Consider the following 15,832-nt stretch of genomic DNA (forward strand, 5'->3'; position numbering starts at 1 on the left):
ATCTACGGATCACGTCGGTGCTTGTAAACGACGCGACCACCCGGGACGCCGTCGAGGCGATTGCATTACAGGTTTGTAATGGAGCTGTAAGCGTTGTCAGCACCCTCCTTTCATACAGTGGCGGCGTCAGTCACCCACAACGGTTGACGCAATCTCCCACTTAAGATGAGAAGGGCCCGCTCCATGAAACCTGCAAGCAAACTCTGCCTGATCGCCGCCAGCCTGCTGATGCTGGGCACCGGCACCGCCATGGCCGGCACTGTCGCGCCGGTCAAAGCCAACAACGTCGTGCTGGTACACGGCTCATGGGCTGACGGTTCGAGCTGGTCCGAAGTGATCACCCGCCTGCAAGCCGCCGGCCTGCATGTGACGGCGGTACAAAACCCGCTGACCTCGGTGGCTGACGACGTAGCCGCCACCAACCGTGTGCTGGATCAACAGGACGGTCCTACCGTACTGGTCGGCCACTCCTACGCAGGCACCGTGGTCAGCGACGCCGGGGTCAACCCGAAAGTCAGCTCGCTGGTCTACGTCGCAGCCCGTGCGCCGGATGCCAATGAAGACTTCGTCGCCCTCTCCGCCAAGTACCCGACCATGCCCGTGCGGGCCGGTGTCGAGGAGCACGACGGCTACCTCACGCTGAACCAGGACGCCTTCCTCAAATATTTCGCCGCCGACGTACCGCGCGCCAAGGCACTGCAACTGTTCGCCGTGCAGCAGCCGATCGCCAAGACCCTGTTCAGCGGTCGCACCGTGAACGCCGCCTGGCACACCAAGCCGTCCTGGTACGCCGTGTCGAGCAACGACCAGACCATCAACCCGGACCTGGAACGTTTCCTCGCCAAGCGCATGAACGCCAGCACCATCGAACTGCCTTCGAGCCACTTGTCGCTGGTGTCCCACGCCAAGGAAATCGCCGACCTGATTCTCGAAGCATCCGGTCGCCAACCTTGATCCCCCGAATGACGAACTTGTAATGAACCTGTTGGTTGGCTGTTGGGTACCGCTGGTTAACGTGAACTCACTGCCACGACCTGGCAGCCACCCCTTAAAGAGAGAGACCACCATGAAACTGTTTACCCTGGGCTTCGCCGCTTTGATCGCCACCGGTTCCGCCTTCGCTGCCGACACCACCCCGGCCACGAACGTGATCCACGACAAGACCGGCTTCTTCGTGCACCTGGACATCGACAAAGTGCTGTCGAGCACCGACACCTACGGCCAGTGCGGCATCGTCCCCGCCCGCCTCAACTACCTCGACCACCAGGGCCGCGAGCACGTGCTGGACTACCAGGTACAAGGCATCGGTTGCGCCAGTGACAATTGATCGGGCTACACTTGCGCCACGTACAGAACCAGGGCACTTCCCATGAACATTCTCGTAGTCGAAGACGAACCCAAGGCCGGCAATTACCTGCTCAATGGCCTGCAGGAACTGGGTTACTCGGTGAGCCTGGCCCGCGATGGCGTGGACGGCTTGCACCAGGCCCTGGAAACGCCGTTCGACGTGATCGTGCTGGATGTGATGATGCCGAAAATGGATGGCTGGGAAGTGCTGCGACGTCTGCGCAAGGAGGCCGACACCCCGGTGCTGTTCCTCACCGCGCGGGATGACATCGCCGACCGCATCAAGGGCCTGGAACTGGGCGCCGATGACTACCTGATCAAGCCGTTCTCGTTCGCCGAACTGGTGGCACGCCTGCGTACTCTCACTCGTCGCGGTCCCACCCGTGAAGACGAGCAACTGCAGATCGCCGATCTGCAGATCGATGTGTTGAAGCGCCGCGTCACCCGCGCCGGAACACGCATTACCCTCACCAACAAAGAGTTCGCCTTGCTGCACCTGTTCGCCACCCATCAGGACCAGGTGCTCTCGCGCTCGATGATCGCCTCGCGGGTATGGGACATGAATTTCGACAGCGACACCAACGTGGTGGACGTGGCCGTACGGCGCTTGCGCCTGAAGATCGACGACCCGTTCCAGCTCAAGTTGATCCACAGCGTGCGGGGCATTGGCTACCGCTTCGATACCCAGCCATGAACAATCGCCGCCCCTATTCCCTGACCCTGCGCCTGGCGATGATCTTCGCCCTGCTCGCCTTCGCCCTCCTCGCGACCCTGGGCGTGGCGCTGTACCGCGAGCTTGAACGTGAACTGGTCATGCGCGACGACGCTGCGCTGATCTATCGCATCGACCAACTGCGCAACCTGCTCAACGACAGCAACACCCTGGAATTGATCAAGACCAAGGCCGAGTTGTTCCAGAACATGCTGGGCAACCGTGAGTCGGTACTGACCATTGCCGCCCCGGGTAAAACGCCTTTGCTGGTGGTGAACCCCAGCAACATGAAATTACCGAGTGTGCCCGCCGTGCCGAAGAACCACGAACTGGTGTTTGCCGATGTGCATCACTTTACCGGTGAGAATGGCATACCGTTCGCCGCAGTGGCGGCCTCCATCGACTCCGGTGACCTCGGCAGCCTGCAAATCACCACCGGGCGCCTGATGACCGAACGCACCGCCGTGCTCGCCAGTTACCGCCTGAGTGTCTTTATCCTGGCCAGTATCGCGGCGGTCATCCTCGCGCTGGTGGGTTATCTGTTGGTGCATCGCGGGCTGGTGCCGTTGCGTCGCCTGGCCAGGCACACCCGGGGGATCGGTGTGGGCAACCTGGCCGAACGGCTCGACGGCCAGGGCGCGCCCAAGGAACTGCTGCCGATGATCGATTCCTTCAACACCATGCTCGAACGCCTCGCCAAAGGGTTCGTGCAACTGGGCCAGGTGTCCACCGACATGGCCCACGAACTGCGCACCCCTATCAACAACTTGCTGGGGGAAACCCAGGTCGCCCTGCAACAGAACCGCAGCATCGAGAGCTATCAGCAACTGCTGGCGTCCAACGTCGAAGAGCTGGAGCGCCTGGCGCGCATGCTCGACAACATGCTATTCCTCGCCCGCACCGACCCGGCCAGCGCCTTGCGCCAACGCCAGGAGCTGAACGCCGCGGATGAAGTGGAGCGCATGGCCGATTACTTCGAGGGCCCGGCAAGTGATGTGAACATCACTATCCTCGCCGAAGGCGACGGGGTGATCTGGGCTGAGCCGATGCTCTTGCGTCGCGCCCTGGCGAACCTGTGCGCGAACGCGATCAAGTATGGCGCTGCCGACTCCGAACTGTTGATCCAGGCCGTGCCCGATGCCGAGGGCATTCACCTGAAGGTCAGCAACCAGGGCGAAACCATTCCGGCAGAGCATTTACCGAGGCTGTTCGAACGGTTTTACCGCGTGGATGAATCACGCGAGCGCTCAGCGCAATCCAACGGGCTGGGCTTGTCGATCGTGGCCACCATCATGCAATTGCATAACGGGCGTTACAGCGTGAGCAGCGAAGCGGGCGTGACGTGTTTCGAACTGTTCTTTCCACGACGGGAGGACTGACAGCAGATCAACTGACCTGCCCGCCCGCTTCAGTTACATCCACGCCGGTTTCCCAGGCTGCCCTCACGGCCACCTGCAAACCTTCGACCATCGTATCCAACGCCATCGAGGGCCGGGCCGATTGGCCCACTTGCTCCGGCAAGTTCGGCACATGGATAAACCCGCTGCGTATGCCTGTCCCTTCAAGCAGGTGTTGCAGCCGGTAAAACACCTGGTTGCACACGAAGGTACCGGCCGTTTGTGAAACCGACGCCGCAACCCCTGCCTCACGCACCGCCTTGACCATCGCCTTGATCGGCAAGGTGCTGAAGTAGGCGGCGGGGCCACCGGCTACCACCGCTGTATCGACGGGCTGTTCGCCCAGGTTATCGGGAATGCGCGCATCGTTGATGTTGATCGCCACCCGCTCCACGGAGATATCGCTGCGACCAGGCCCGAGACCAGTCGCAATGACCATCGAGGGGCGCAGTTCGTCGATCAATTGAACCAGGCGCTCCCCTGCTGTCGAGAAGGCACAGGGCAAACAATGCGCAACAATCTGCACACCCTCGGCCAGTTGCACACCGTCCAACAAGCGTACGGCTTCCCACGAGGGGTTGACCGAATCTTGATCAAAGGGCTCGAAGCCCGTCAGCAGCAACGTTCGCATCCTGACCTCACATCAGCAGGTAAAGCAGCACGATATTGACCACCAGCATCATCAACGCCGTCGGCAGTTGGGCCTTGATCACCGCATTCTTGTCCGGCAACTCCAGCAACGCCGCCGGCACGATATTGAAGTTGGCAGCCATCGGGGTCATCAGGGTACCGCAATAGCCGGAGAACATGCCGATGGCCGCCATCACTGCCGGGTTGCCACCGTAGATACCGACCAGCACCGGCACACCGACGCCGCCGGTCATCACCGGGAACGCCGCAAAGCCATTGCCCATGATCACTGTGAACAGTGCCATGCCCAGCACATACACCATCACCGCCACCAACTTGAAATCCAGGTTGATGTAGGTGGTAGTGACGTGCGCCACGGCGGTGCCCACCCCGGCCTCATTGAACAGCAACCCGAGCATCGCCAGCATCTGCGGCAGCACCATGGCCCAGCCCAGGGCTTCGGTCAGGCGCCGGGATTCACGCAAGGCTTGCACCGGCGTATCGCGAGTCAGCCAGCACGCCAGGCCGAGTGCAATCAGGCAACCGATGCCAAGGGAAACGAAGGTGGTGTTTTTCGGGTCCAGCAGTGGCACACCCGCGACTTCGGTGTGCTTGAGCAAGACCGAGCCGATCACGGTGGTCAGCGGAATGGCCAGCGCCGGGATAAACAATTTATGCCCCAGACGGCCAGCGCTGGCACGGGACGCCTTGTCATGCAGCTCGGCATGCGCACCACGGCCCACGCCACCCAGGCCGGCGATCAACGCCATCACCACCACACCTGCGCCGATCGCCACCGGTGGCAAGCGCTCGCCGATCAGGAACGGAATCGCGAACAACAGCCAGAACACCGCGCTGGACCAACGCTTGGGGTGCGTGCGGTCCATCAGGATCATGCCGGCGGTGATCAGTAGCAGCACACCGGCCAGCCAGTACAGGTATTGAATGGAAATGATCATTGCGCGGCCTCCACGGCGGGAGCGCCAGCGGGCGTCAGCTCACGGTTGAGCCTGCGGTCAAAGCGGTGCAGGCGAATCGCGTGGATGATAAACGCGCAGATCGCCGTGGGAATGCCCCACACCGCAATGTGCAGCGGCTCGACATCGATTCCCGACCCCAACAGGAAAGTGTGCATCAGGGCGATCGCACCAAAGGCGACGAAAATGTCTTCGCCAAAAAACAGCCCGACATTGTCCGTAGCGGCACACATGGCCAGCACCTTGTGGCGCAATTTTTCCGGTAGTTTGCCGAAGCGTTTCTCCGCCGCGCCTTCAGCCATCGGCGCCAGCAGCGGGCGCACCATCTGCGGATGTCCGCCCAGGCTGGTCAAGCCCATGGCTGCTGTGGATTCGCGCACGAACAGGTACATGATCAACAAGCGCCCGACCGTGGCCCGCTCGAAACGAGCGATCCAGTTTTGCGCATGCAAGCGCAGCCCGTGACGCTCCAGCAGGCCAATGACCGCCAGGGGCAACAGCAAGATCAATTGCAGGGCACGGGTCTGAAGGAAACCATCGCCCATGGTGGCGAGGATCTTTTCCAGCGGAAAATGCGCGGCCAGCCCGGTGGCAATGGCGGCAGCAGTGACGACAAGCAACGGATTGAAGCGCAAGACAAAGCCAACGACGATCACAAGCACGCCGATCAGCGGCCATAGGTTCACAACAGTCTGCATGGCGAAAAGGTCCTTGAGTGCGCGCTGCGGCGCCATTACGGCAGGACGTGAACAAAGGGGTTCACAACGTAAATGGGGCGTGCAGTCGGCTCGGTTTTTTATTGTTGACCCGGAAGGTCGAGCGTCAGTGGCGGCAACTTTGCTGCCTGCAGGCGGGAGGTGTCCAACAAGAAAAATTGTTGCTGCACACCAATAAATCTTGTGAGCGAGAGGCGCCGGAAAAACCGGCGCAAAAAGGGGGTCAGCTGCGGTTGAGGTTGTCCAGGGCCACACGCAGTTCGCGGCTGTTGCCTCCCAATGCACTGGTGGCAATGATGGCATTGCGCAACAGAATCGAGGCGACATGGGGGATATGCTCTTTGAGCAAGCGGTCGGAAGGCCCCGACAAGGTCAGCGCCCCTTTCAATTCGCCGCCCATGGCAAATACCGGGACCGACACCGCCGTGGTCTCCGGGTCGCGCTCGCCGAAGGAACAGGCCCAGAGTTGCTCACGCTCCTGCTCCAGTGCCGCGTCACCCTGGCGCGAGAATGCCCGCAGCACTTTGCCGGAAGCGCCGGCATGCAGGGGGAAGCGTGCGCCTTCGAGTACCGACACCCGCACCGCACGCTTGGGTTCGACCCGAAACAATACGACACGGCTGCCGTTTTCATACACGTAGAACGAGGACGTTTCGCCACTTTCCTCAGTGATCGCCTCAAGCAGCGGATGAATCACATCCCGCAAGCGGAACGACGCTTGATACAGCTGCGACAAACGCAACGGTTCCGGCCCGACCGAGTATTGGCCATCACTCAGGCGCCGCACGAAACCGGCTTTTTCCAGGGACGTGATCAGGCGCAGGATCGTGCTTTTGTACAGGCCCGTGCGCCGTGCGATCTCCGCCAGGCTCAGGCTTTCCTGATCGAAAGCGGCAAGGATGGCAAAGGCACGGTCGACGGCGGCGACGCCGCCCTCGGCGGGAAGGCTGGTTTGCGGTTCGTTACTCATGGCCACTCATTGTGTATTCATCGCCCGCGGTGGCGACGGCTTCATGCCGTCGCGACAAGGCGCGGGTCACGCTCGGTGGCCGTAACATACCCTTTTTCAGCCGCCCTAGCGAACCACCCCGCGCATGCGCAGCGCGTCGACCTCATCGACGCTGTAGCCGAGCTGTTCGAGCACTTCGTGGGAATGGCTGCCCAGCGCTGGCACATTCAGGCGCGTATCGAACCGCCGGCCATTCATTTCGAAAGGCAGCATCGGTACTTTCACCTCATCACCGTTTTCCAGAACCAGGTGTGCCAGGCCACCGGACGCGTTCAGGTGCGCATCGTCAAACAGGTCTTCCGGGCGCTGGATCGGCGAAAACGGTAAGCCTGCCTGCTCGCACAGCGCCATGATCACCCCCTTGTCCAGGCCGGCCAGGCGCTCGCGCACCCACGGCAGGATCTGCGCGCGCGCATGCACCCGCTGGGTGTTGCGGGCCAGTTCCGGGTCGCTGCCCAATTGGGCGAAACCAAACACCTCGCAGAAACTCTGCCATTGGCTGTCGCTCACCACGCCCATGAACACCTGCTGGTCATCGGCGGTGTTGAACACGTCGTAGATCGCCCAGGCCGACAAGCGGCTCGGCATCGGCGCCGCCGGTTTGCCGGTGGTCGCCATTTGCATCATGTGCTGCCCCACCAGGAACGCCGAGTTCTCGAACAGACCGGTCTGCACGAATTGCCCCTGCCCCGTGGCCTTGCGTTGCCACAGCGCGGCCAGGATCGAGATGGCGCTGAACATGCCGCCCATCACGTCGTTCACCGAGGCCCCCGCACGCAATGGCCGGCCTTCGGGCCCGGTCATGTAGGCCAGGCCGGACATCATCTGTACCACTTCATCCAGCGCGGTGCGGTGTTCGTAGGGGCCGGGCAGAAAGCCCTTCATCGAGCTGTAGATGATGTCGGGCTTGATCGCCTTCACCTGCTCAAAGCCCAGGCCCAGCTTGTCCATGGCCCCGGGGCGGAAGTTCTCGGTGACCACATCGGCGCTCTCGATCAGCTTGCGCACCGCCGCCATGCCCTCCTCGCTCTTGATGTCCACGGCGAAACTTTTCTTGTTGCGGTTGTAGGTCATCCAGTAGCCGGCACCCGAGCCGGTCAGCCGGCGGGTATTGTCGCCTTCGGCCACCGGCTCCACCTTGATCACCTCGGCACCGAGGTCCGCCAGCACCAGCCCGCAGGTCGGGCCCATGACCATGTGCACAAACTCGATCACCCGGATCCCGGCCAGTGGCAGGCCCAGGTCGGGTTGATTCGACGCGTTCATCGGGCACCTCCGGCGTAATGGAAATTCTTGCCAACGCCGGCGTCGGGGATAAACCCGTAGAGCGGCTCGCCCGGCAAACCGCGCTTGAGCCATTCGCGCGCAGCCACCAGCTTGTCGATGTTTACCCCGGTGCGCAGGCCCATGGACTCCAGCAGGTAAACCAGGTCTTCGGTGACGATATTGCCCGACGCGCCCGGCGCATACGGGCAGCCGCCCAGGCCACCGAGCGACGCATCAAACGTAGTGACCCCCACATCCAGCGCCGCCAGCACATTCGCCAGGCCCTGCCCCCGGGTGTTGTGGAAGTGCGCACTGCCGGCCTTGCTGCCGATTTCAGTGCGCAGGCGGGTGAACACGCGTCGCACCTGAGTCGGGTTCGCATAGCCGACAGTGTCCGCCAGCCCCACTTCATCTACGCCCAGTTCGGCCATGCGCAAGGCCATGGTGATGACATCGTCTTCGGGCACCTCGCCCTGGATCGTGCAGCCGAACACCGTGGACAACCCTGCCTCGATCTCCACCTGGGGAAAGTGCTGGTTACGCAACGCGACCACCGCGCGCACTTCTTCGAACACCTGGAGATGGGTCTTGCGAATATTGCTCAGGGAATGGGGTTCGCTGACGGAAATCGGCAGGGTGACTTTCTGCACCCCGGCGTCGAACGCCGCCTGCGCCCCCTTGAGGTTGGGCACCAGCGCGGTGACGAACACCTCGGGGCGCTGACGCATATGCACCACCAGTTGTGCGGCATCGGCCATTTGCGGCAACAGCTTGGGCGACACGAAGGAACCAATCTCGATTTCCCTCAGGCCGCTGTCGGCCAGCGCGGTCAGCCACTGCAGTTTCAACTCGGTCGGCAGAGTGGTCTTGACGCTTTGCAGGCCGTCGCGGGGGCCGACTTCGCTGATCAGAATGTCGATGGTTTTTTCAGGGGTCATCACCGGGCCTTTTGCGGTCGATTCATAATTGTTCTATCTAGCAGAACACTGTTCTGAAATAAATAATGAGCGCCAAATTTTTAGCTGTCAACGCCTTCGCCTATCCGCGCAACCTAAACGGACTACACAGGCGCTCCACCGGTTGAACAACGGTAGAGACGCAAAATCTTCAGTTGACACCAGGGAAATTAACCTCGACATTTGTTCTGTCAGAAAGCATAGCGTTCTATCTGATAGAACAATAACAAGATCGCCACAAGGTATACCCATGCTGATATTCCTGAGCTACGCCATGATCGTTTGCTTCATGTACCTGATCATGAGCAAGCGCCTGTCGCCCCTGGTGGCGCTGCTGTTGGTACCGATTGTCTTTGGTAGCCTCGCGGGCTTCGCGCCGCAGTTGGGCGGCATGATGTACGACGGCCTGAAGATGCTGGCGCCCACCGGCATCATGCTGACGTTCGCCATCCTGTATTTCTGCATGATGACCGACGCCGGCCTGTTCAACCCGCTGATCAAAGTGATCCTGCGCCTGGTCAAGGGCGACCCGCGCAAGATCGTGGTAGGCACCGCCGTGCTGGGCCTGTGCGTGGGCCTGGATGGCGATGGCGCCACCACGTATATCATCGCCACCGCTGCCTTCCTGCCGCTGTACCGTCTGACCGGCATTCGCCTGCAGGTGATGGCCACCGTACTGCTGATGGCCATCGGCGTGATGAATATCCTGCCCTGGGGCGGGCCGTTTTCCCGCGCCGCCGGTGCAATGCACGTGGACATCACCGAGCTGTTCATCGCCATGGTGCCGATCATGCTGGCCGGCGGCGTTTGGGTGTTGTTTGCGGCGTGGTGGCTGGGCCGCATGGAGTTTCGTCGCCTGGGCGTGGTGAACATCAGTGCCGACGAGGTACTCAAGGGCTACGCCCATGTTCGTCTGAACGACCCGCGCTTCCTGTTCAACGTGGCGCTGACCGTGGCGCTGATCACCTGCATGATGATCAACCTGATGCCATTGCCGATTCTGTTCATGATCGCTTTCGGCCTGGCGTGCCTGGTGAACTTCCCGTCCCTCAAGCAGCAGAAAGAAGTGATCGCGCGGCACGCGGAAAACGTCATGGCGGTGAGCCTGCTGATTTTCGCGGCGGGTATCTTTGTCGGCATCATGAGCGGTACGGGTATGGTCAAGGCGATTTCCGACAACCTTATCGAAATCCTCCCGCAGCAGTCCGGCCCCTACCTGTCGGTGATTACCGCGCTGCTGAGCATGCCGTTCACTTACGTGTTGTCCAACGATGCCTTCTACTTCGGCGTGCTGCCCATCTGGGCACAGACCGCTGCGCATTACGGGATCGACGGGCAGGAAATGGCGATCGCCTCATTGATCGGTCAACCGGTGCACCTGCTCAGCCCGCTGGTGGCGTCTACCTACCTGCTGTGCGGGCTGCTGGACATCGACTACGGCGACAACCAGCGCGTATCGCTGAAATGGACGGTGGGCACGGTCTTGGTGATGCTGGTCGTCGCCATTGCGATCGGCGCGATCACGGTGGTCAACTGAAACTTGCCCGGCCTACTCCGGCTTGAGCAGCGCCTCGTAGTCCGGGCTGATTTCCGCAAGGATCATCAACGCCGCCGCCCCCAACGCTACCGCATCGTGGCCGGCGGTCCCCATTTGAATGCGCGGGTAGCGGCGGTCGGAGCGGCTGCTGATTGAACGGCTCAGCGGCTCCAACCGGGAGATCAGGCGGGCCAACAACGCCTCGGGCAGAAAGCCGCTGATCAGGATGGTCTGCGGGTCGAGCACCGACTCGAGAATGTTGATGGCCTGGCGCAGTGCCGGCGCGGCCTCGTCCAGCCAGCGCTCGATGGACTGGTTGAGCGCCGGGTCCTCGGCGTCCCAGGCATGCAAGTCATGTTCGGTGGGATAGCCCAGGTGTTCCAGCAACGCGGCAATCGAGATGTAACGCTCCAGGCAACCCTGATTGCCGCAATAGCAGGTCTTGCCGCCCGGGATGACCGTCATGTGACCGATCTCACCAGCGTTGTGCCAATGCCCGGAATACAGTCGGTTATCCAGGTACAAGCCCGCGCCCAGCCCACTGCCGATAAACAAATGCACAAAATGGTTCAAGTCGCTGGCGAGGCCATACAGACGCTCGCCCATGGTGGCGGCGGTGGCGTCGTTTTCGATCAGCACCGGTAGGCCGATGGCGTGCTGCAGGTGCTGTGGGATGTTCGGGTCATCCCACCCAGACATTGCCGTAGGACCCACTGCGGTCATGCCTTCGACACTGAACGGGCCGGGCAAGGCAACGCCAACGCCGAGGAAACGCCCTGCCGGGCGTTGCTGCCGAAAGCCGTTCACGGTGTCGAGCATCAGCGGCAGCGCCTGCTCGAACGTCGGATAGCTGACTGTCAGGTTGACCTGGCCCACCGTCTCGCCCAGCAGGTCAAGCAGCACGCCAATGATGCGGTGTTGTTCCACATGGATGCCAATCGAATACCCGCCCTCGGGGTTCAGCGACAAGGGTACCGGCGGCTGGCCGCGCCCGCCCTTTTCGGCAGCGTGGGCCAGCAAGATGCCTTCGTCCTGCAACTCGGTGACGATGTTGGAAATGGTCTGCGCCGTCAGCGACGTCAGCCGCGTGAGGTCTGCGCGGGTCAAGCGGCCGTTCTGACGGATGGCTTCGAGAACTACCCGGCGGTTATGCAAGCGGGCGTGTTCGGCATTGGTGCCGGTGGTGACAGTGCGTTGGATCCGGGGACTTTTCATGGGGCGATCATCCGTGCCTTGGATTAATTAAATCAAGTTGAATTAATACTTGTGCTGTGGTTTTCTAGGCGCCTCGGTCCCGCAGCCAATGCGAACACCGGTTACGTCCCATAACAACAATGACGGGTCGACAGAACCCTCGATGGCACGGAATGCCCCTTGCTGACTGCCCTTCGCTTCTGTCACCCGAACAAGAGGTCGTCCCCATGAGTACGCTGACACCCGTCGATCCGGATTTGCCCAACGGCAAGCGCAAGATCGGTCTTTTCCCCGCCATCACCCTGAACATGAGCCAGATGTGCGGCGTGGGCCCCTTCATCACCATCCCGGCCATGATCGTGATCATGGGCGGTCCCCAGGCCTACCTGGGTTGGATTCTCGGCGCGTTGCTGGCGCTGTGCGACGGCCTGGTCTGGGCCGAACTCGGCGCGTCGTTGCCGGGAGCCGGCGGTACCTATGTGTACCTGCGTGAAGCGTTCGGCAAACGCACCGGCAAGCTGTTGCCTTTCCTGTTCGTGTGGACGGCGATGTTGTTTATTCCGCTGATCATGTCCACCGGCATCATCGGTTTCGTGCAATACCTGACCTGGTTCTGGCCGGACATGAGCCCTACCGCCGGCAACCTGATCGGTCTGGCAGTGATCTGGCTGATCGTCGCCATGCTCTGGCGCAAGATCGAATCCATCGCCAAATTGAGCATCGTGCTGTGGGTGATCATGCTGGTGAGCATCGGCGCGCTGATCGCCGCCGCCCTGTCGAACTTCCACGCCGACCTGGCGTTCACCTTTCCCGAAGGCGCGTTCAACCTGGCCGACAGCGGCTTCTGGTTCGGCATGGCCGGCGGCCTGACCATCGGCATCTATGACTATCTGGGCTACAACACCTCGGCGTACCTGGCCGGTGAAGTCGAACAGCCGGGTCGGGTGATTCCCAAGTCGATCATTCTGTCGATCATCGGCATCCTCGCGATCTACCTGGTGATGCAAGTGGGCGTGCTGGGCGTGGTGGATTGGCACCGCATGCTCGATCCCGACTCCGCCGCCTACAAATCCGTGGCCTCGGTGGTGCTCAGCGAAACCTGGGGCAATACCGCCGCCGGCATCGTCACCGTGCTGATCCTGATCACCGCTGTCGCCTCGGTATTCGCCGGCTTGCTGGGCGGCTCGCGCGTGCCGTTCGAAGCGGCAAAGGACAAGGTGTTCTTCAACGCCTTCAGCCAGACCCACCCCAAGCACGCGTTCCCCACCTGGGGCATCCTGAGCATGGGGCTGCTGACGTCGGTGGGGTTCATGATCGGGCGCCTGACCGACCTGAACACGCTGATCCAACTGCTGACCACTGTGATGATCCTGGTGCAGTCCGTTGCGCAGATCGTGTCGTTGCTGGTGCTGCGCAAAACCAAGCCGCACCTGGCACGGCCTTACAAAATGTGGCTTTACCCCATTCCCGCCGTGATTGCGCTGCTGGGTTGGGTCTATATCTATCTGGCGTCCAACCACAATGCGCCCGGCGCCTACCCGATCCAGTGGTCGCTGGTGTGGGTACTGGCGGGCAGCGTGGCCTATCTGTTCTGGGCACGCATCCAACGGCTGTGGCCTTTCAATAAGTGATCAATGCAATGCACGAACCTTTGGAATCAACGGGCGCTGCGGCGCCCCGGCGAGGCGTGTTGCTGGCCATCGATGTGGGCGGCACCAAGACCCAGGTCGCCTGCTACGACAGCGCCCGCCAGCGCATGAATACGCGGATCCTGGCGACCCACGCCGACGGCCTGTCCGGCGTACCCGCGCTGGAACGTATCCTGTGCGCGGCACGCGATTGCGTGGCCGAGTTCGACAACGCCCAGGTCCTGAGCGTGGCCGCGGTGTTCCCCGGGGTGGTGCGCGGCCCTGCTTTGCTGATGGCGCCCAACACACCGGGCTTTGAGGGCCTGGACCTGCAGGCGCTGATCGCCCAAGCCTTCGGCAACATCGCCGTGAACCTCGACAACGACGTGAAGGCCGGCGCCCTGGCGGAAGTCCGCTGGGGTTCGCTGGCAGGCATCGACAATGGGCTCTACCTGAACCTCGGCACCGGCCTGTCCGCCGCCGCCATTATCAATGGCAAGCTGGTACGCGGGCACAACGGCGCGGCCATGGAGATCGGTTACCTGTTGTCGCCCTTTCTCGATCCGGCGCAGCCCGAGCAATGGGCCACTTACCAGAACGGCCACGCACCGCTGGAAGAGCTGTTCTCGGGCAATGCCCTCGATCAATTGGCCAGCGACCTGCTCGGGCACGGCAACCAGGCGCTGGACCTGTTCGCCAGCGCCGACCCGATCGTGAACCTGGCGCTGCAACGGCGTATCGCCGCCTGCACGGTGCAGGTGGCCAACCTGGCGGTGGCCCTGGATGTCGAGCGCATCGCCATCGGCGGCGGCCTGTACCGTCAGGCGGCGACACTGGCGCCGGTCATCGAGCAGTTGATCCATCGCGTGGTGCCCTTCCCGCCCGACATCGTTGCCGCCCATTTCACCCACGATGCGCCGCTCTGGGGCGCCTTGAGCATGGCCATGGAGGCAGCCGGGCTGAACGCCATTGCCCACCAAGTGCTCGCCGCCGGCGAATCCCTCGACGCTACTGGAGTCAAACATGTCGTTCATGTTGAGTGAGACCCTGTCCATCCCGTCGATCGTGCAACGCATGCTCGATGATGACCAGGCCCTGCGCGCCCTGAGCCAACAATGGGCGCAGGCGCTGCCCGAGCTGGTGATCACCGTGGCGCGGGGCAGTTCGGACCATGCCGCGGCGTATTTCGGCTATGCGCTGATGAGCCAGATCGGCCTGCCCAGCCTGTCGATCCCGCTGTCACTGGTCAGCTTGCAGCAGCCACCGCTGCGCCTGAAAAACACTTGGGTGGCGGCATTTTCCCAGTCCGGCAAAAGCCCCGACCTGATCGACAGCGTCCGCTACCTGCAACAGCGCGGCGCGCAGTCGGTGGCATGGGTCAACACCGACAACTCGCCGCTGGCCGCTGCCAGCGATCATGCCGTGCTGCTGCCCGCAGGCCACGAGCAGAGCGTGGCCGCCACCAAAAGCTACGTGGCAATGTTGACGGCCGGCGCGCAAGTGGTGGCCCATCTGGCCAACGCGCTGGACCTCGACAATGGCCTGAGCGCAGCCCTGCAACAGCTGCCCGGGCAGCTGAGCGACGTCGCCGCTGACGACTGGGCGCCAATGCTCGAAGTGCTGGCGAATGCCGACAAAATGATCGTCATCGGCCGAGGCGCCGCGCTGCCCATCGCCCAGGAGGCCGCCCTCAAGCTCAAGGAAACCGCCGGCATCCAGGCCGAAGCATTTTCCAGCGCCGAAGTGCGCCACGGCCCCATGGAAATCATCGAAGCCGGCTACCCCGTGCTGGTCTTCGCCCCGTCCGGCCCGGAACAACCCGGCACCCTGGCGTTCGCCGACGAAATGCGCGCGCGCGGTGCCCAGGTACTGGTCGTGGCGCCACGCGGTACCCCCTGCGAAGGGCTACTGCCCAGTGTGTCGACCGCGCATCCACTGCTGGAACCGTTCACGATGATCCAGGGCTTTTACCTGAACGCCGCACAACTGGCCGTGGCACGCGGGCGCGATCCTGATCAGCCGAGGTTTTTGAAGAAGGTGACGCAGACGCGGTGAGGTGGAGCAGAGGTTAAAAGCGCTCCCCATCAACGTCTTGTAACTCAAAAATAAACCCAGAGAGGCGTCAGAAAACTAGTCTTTGATACCGCACACCGTCATGACCTCCCCCGGGACAGAACGATACTCAGCCATGCACGACATCACTCGCGAAGAATAAATGACTGTTTTGCAAATCGCAGGCAACAAAAAAGGGCCCACCTTTCGGTGAGCCCTTCCAGACCGCCCAGCAGAGCGGATTTTGTTTGGTAGGCGCGATTGGACTCGAACCAACGACCCCCACCATGTCAAGGTGGTGCTCTAACCAACTGAGCTACGTGCCTGCTGTGAGGCGGCATTCTACGGAATTCCGGAGGGGTGTCAACATCTTTTTTGCAGCTAACCCTATGAATATGCGAATTTTTTATT

The 15,832-nt window shown here is 62.0% G+C and carries 15 protein-coding genes and 1 tRNA gene; 8 read left to right on the forward strand and 8 right to left on the reverse strand.

Annotated features, from left to right (window positions below; genetic code table 11):
* The first annotated feature begins 183 nt into the window (after nucleotides 1-183).
* The 4 genes from ACW9IB_RS02150 to ACW9IB_RS02165 all read left to right on the forward strand — a co-directional run bounded on the left by ACW9IB_RS02150 (nucleotide 184) and on the right by ACW9IB_RS02165 (nucleotide 3,438).
* Nucleotides 184-954, forward strand: a complete 771-nt coding sequence (locus ACW9IB_RS02150; RefSeq protein WP_457412079.1) for an alpha/beta hydrolase — start codon at nucleotides 184-186, stop codon at nucleotides 952-954.
* A 112-nt stretch (nucleotides 955-1,066) separates the two neighbouring features.
* Nucleotides 1,067-1,327 (forward strand): DUF2790 domain-containing protein, encoded by a 261-nt coding sequence (locus ACW9IB_RS02155; RefSeq protein WP_457367282.1) that lies wholly within the window; start codon nucleotides 1,067-1,069, stop codon nucleotides 1,325-1,327.
* A gap of 42 nt (nucleotides 1,328-1,369) precedes the next feature.
* Entirely contained in the window at nucleotides 1,370-2,041 is a 672-nt protein-coding gene (locus ACW9IB_RS02160) for a heavy metal response regulator transcription factor (RefSeq protein WP_457367281.1), read from the forward strand.
* Complete coding sequence (locus ACW9IB_RS02165; RefSeq protein ID WP_457412081.1) at nucleotides 2,038-3,438, forward strand: heavy metal sensor histidine kinase; 1,401 nt, start codon at nucleotides 2,038-2,040, stop codon at nucleotides 3,436-3,438. The genes ACW9IB_RS02160 and ACW9IB_RS02165 overlap by 4 nt, the downstream gene beginning before the upstream one ends.
* Before the next feature lie 7 nt (nucleotides 3,439-3,445).
* Here ACW9IB_RS02165 and pcp read toward each other — a convergent pair whose 3' ends face one another.
* From pcp to ACW9IB_RS02195, 6 genes are all read right to left on the reverse strand, one after another.
* Nucleotides 3,446-4,087 (reverse strand): pyroglutamyl-peptidase I, encoded by a 642-nt coding sequence (gene pcp / locus ACW9IB_RS02170; RefSeq protein WP_457412083.1) that lies wholly within the window; start codon nucleotides 4,085-4,087, stop codon nucleotides 3,446-3,448.
* A gap of 7 nt (nucleotides 4,088-4,094) precedes the next feature.
* The gene (locus ACW9IB_RS02175; protein ID WP_457412085.1) at nucleotides 4,095-5,045 is read right to left on the reverse strand and encodes a DUF979 domain-containing protein; all 951 of its coding nucleotides are present in this window, start codon (nucleotides 5,043-5,045) and stop codon (nucleotides 4,095-4,097) included.
* Nucleotides 5,042-5,761: a DUF969 domain-containing protein gene (locus ACW9IB_RS02180; RefSeq protein ID WP_457367277.1), complete on the reverse strand. Its 720-nt coding sequence runs from the start codon at nucleotides 5,759-5,761 to the stop codon at nucleotides 5,042-5,044. The genes ACW9IB_RS02175 and ACW9IB_RS02180 overlap by 4 nt, the downstream gene beginning before the upstream one ends.
* A 241-nt stretch (nucleotides 5,762-6,002) precedes the next feature.
* On the reverse strand, nucleotides 6,003-6,749 hold the full coding sequence (locus ACW9IB_RS02185; RefSeq protein WP_457412086.1) for an IclR family transcriptional regulator: 747 nt from the start codon (nucleotides 6,747-6,749) through the stop codon (nucleotides 6,003-6,005).
* 105 nt (nucleotides 6,750-6,854) lie between these two features.
* Nucleotides 6,855-8,054 (reverse strand): CaiB/BaiF CoA transferase family protein, encoded by a 1,200-nt coding sequence (locus ACW9IB_RS02190; RefSeq protein ID WP_457412087.1) that lies wholly within the window; start codon nucleotides 8,052-8,054, stop codon nucleotides 6,855-6,857.
* The gene (locus tag ACW9IB_RS02195; protein WP_457412089.1) at nucleotides 8,051-8,992 is read right to left on the reverse strand and encodes a hydroxymethylglutaryl-CoA lyase; all 942 of its coding nucleotides are present in this window, start codon (nucleotides 8,990-8,992) and stop codon (nucleotides 8,051-8,053) included. The genes ACW9IB_RS02190 and ACW9IB_RS02195 overlap by 4 nt, the downstream gene beginning before the upstream one ends.
* A 268-nt stretch (nucleotides 8,993-9,260) precedes the next feature.
* Between ACW9IB_RS02195 and ACW9IB_RS02200 the strand changes: the two genes are divergently transcribed.
* The gene (locus tag ACW9IB_RS02200; RefSeq protein ID WP_457412091.1) at nucleotides 9,261-10,547 is read left to right on the forward strand and encodes a CitMHS family transporter; all 1,287 of its coding nucleotides are present in this window, start codon (nucleotides 9,261-9,263) and stop codon (nucleotides 10,545-10,547) included.
* 12 nt (nucleotides 10,548-10,559) lie between these two features.
* Here the strand turns inward: ACW9IB_RS02200 and ACW9IB_RS02205 are convergent, their stop codons facing one another.
* A complete protein-coding gene (locus ACW9IB_RS02205; RefSeq protein ID WP_457367272.1) occupies nucleotides 10,560-11,762 on the reverse strand; it encodes an ROK family transcriptional regulator in 1,203 nt (400 codons plus the stop codon).
* Between the two features lie 206 nt (nucleotides 11,763-11,968).
* Here ACW9IB_RS02205 and ACW9IB_RS02210 point away from each other — a divergent pair, with 206 nt between their 5' ends.
* The 3 genes from ACW9IB_RS02210 to ACW9IB_RS02220 are packed head-to-tail and all read left to right on the forward strand — an operon-like array spanning nucleotide 11,969 to nucleotide 15,424.
* Complete coding sequence (locus ACW9IB_RS02210; protein ID WP_457412093.1) at nucleotides 11,969-13,372, forward strand: APC family permease; 1,404 nt, start codon at nucleotides 11,969-11,971, stop codon at nucleotides 13,370-13,372.
* Between the two features lie 8 nt (nucleotides 13,373-13,380).
* Nucleotides 13,381-14,412: an ROK family protein gene (locus ACW9IB_RS02215; RefSeq protein ID WP_457412095.1), complete on the forward strand. Its 1,032-nt coding sequence runs from the start codon at nucleotides 13,381-13,383 to the stop codon at nucleotides 14,410-14,412.
* The gene (locus ACW9IB_RS02220) at nucleotides 14,393-15,424 is read left to right on the forward strand and encodes an SIS domain-containing protein (RefSeq protein WP_457412097.1); all 1,032 of its coding nucleotides are present in this window, start codon (nucleotides 14,393-14,395) and stop codon (nucleotides 15,422-15,424) included. The genes ACW9IB_RS02215 and ACW9IB_RS02220 overlap by 20 nt, the downstream gene beginning before the upstream one ends.
* A 246-nt stretch (nucleotides 15,425-15,670) precedes the next feature.
* On the opposite strand, the gene ACW9IB_RS02225 is transcribed toward ACW9IB_RS02220, so the two are convergent.
* Nucleotides 15,671-15,747, reverse strand: a tRNA-Val gene (locus ACW9IB_RS02225).
* Between the last annotated feature and the right edge of the window lie 85 nt (nucleotides 15,748-15,832).

Source organism: Pseudomonas sp. SDO524_S393 (assembly GCF_054071875.1).

Bases quoted from the DNA above. Each gene is read 5' to 3' on its own strand.
- ACW9IB_RS02150 (WP_457412079.1), top strand. From the start codon at position 184: ATGAAACCTGCAAGCAAACTCTGCCTGATCGCCGCCAGCCTGCTGATG.
- ACW9IB_RS02155 (WP_457367282.1), top strand. From the start codon at position 1,067: ATGAAACTGTTTACCCTGGGCTTCGCCGCTTTGATCGCCACCGGTTCC.
- ACW9IB_RS02160 (WP_457367281.1), top strand. From the start codon at position 1,370: ATGAACATTCTCGTAGTCGAAGACGAACCCAAGGCCGGCAATTACCTG.
- ACW9IB_RS02165 (WP_457412081.1), top strand. From the start codon at position 2,038: ATGAACAATCGCCGCCCCTATTCCCTGACCCTGCGCCTGGCGATGATC.
- pcp (WP_457412083.1), bottom strand. From the start codon at position 4,087: ATGCGAACGTTGCTGCTGACGGGCTTCGAGCCCTTTGATCAAGATTCG.
- ACW9IB_RS02175 (WP_457412085.1), bottom strand. From the start codon at position 5,045: ATGATCATTTCCATTCAATACCTGTACTGGCTGGCCGGTGTGCTGCTA.
- ACW9IB_RS02180 (WP_457367277.1), bottom strand. From the start codon at position 5,761: ATGCAGACTGTTGTGAACCTATGGCCGCTGATCGGCGTGCTTGTGATC.
- ACW9IB_RS02185 (WP_457412086.1), bottom strand. From the start codon at position 6,749: ATGAGTAACGAACCGCAAACCAGCCTTCCCGCCGAGGGCGGCGTCGCC.
- ACW9IB_RS02190 (WP_457412087.1), bottom strand. From the start codon at position 8,054: ATGAACGCGTCGAATCAACCCGACCTGGGCCTGCCACTGGCCGGGATC.
- ACW9IB_RS02195 (WP_457412089.1), bottom strand. From the start codon at position 8,992: ATGACCCCTGAAAAAACCATCGACATTCTGATCAGCGAAGTCGGCCCC.
- ACW9IB_RS02200 (WP_457412091.1), top strand. From the start codon at position 9,261: ATGCTGATATTCCTGAGCTACGCCATGATCGTTTGCTTCATGTACCTG.
- ACW9IB_RS02205 (WP_457367272.1), bottom strand. From the start codon at position 11,762: ATGAAAAGTCCCCGGATCCAACGCACTGTCACCACCGGCACCAATGCC.
- ACW9IB_RS02210 (WP_457412093.1), top strand. From the start codon at position 11,969: ATGAGTACGCTGACACCCGTCGATCCGGATTTGCCCAACGGCAAGCGC.
- ACW9IB_RS02215 (WP_457412095.1), top strand. From the start codon at position 13,381: ATGCACGAACCTTTGGAATCAACGGGCGCTGCGGCGCCCCGGCGAGGC.
- ACW9IB_RS02220 (WP_457412097.1), top strand. From the start codon at position 14,393: ATGTCGTTCATGTTGAGTGAGACCCTGTCCATCCCGTCGATCGTGCAA.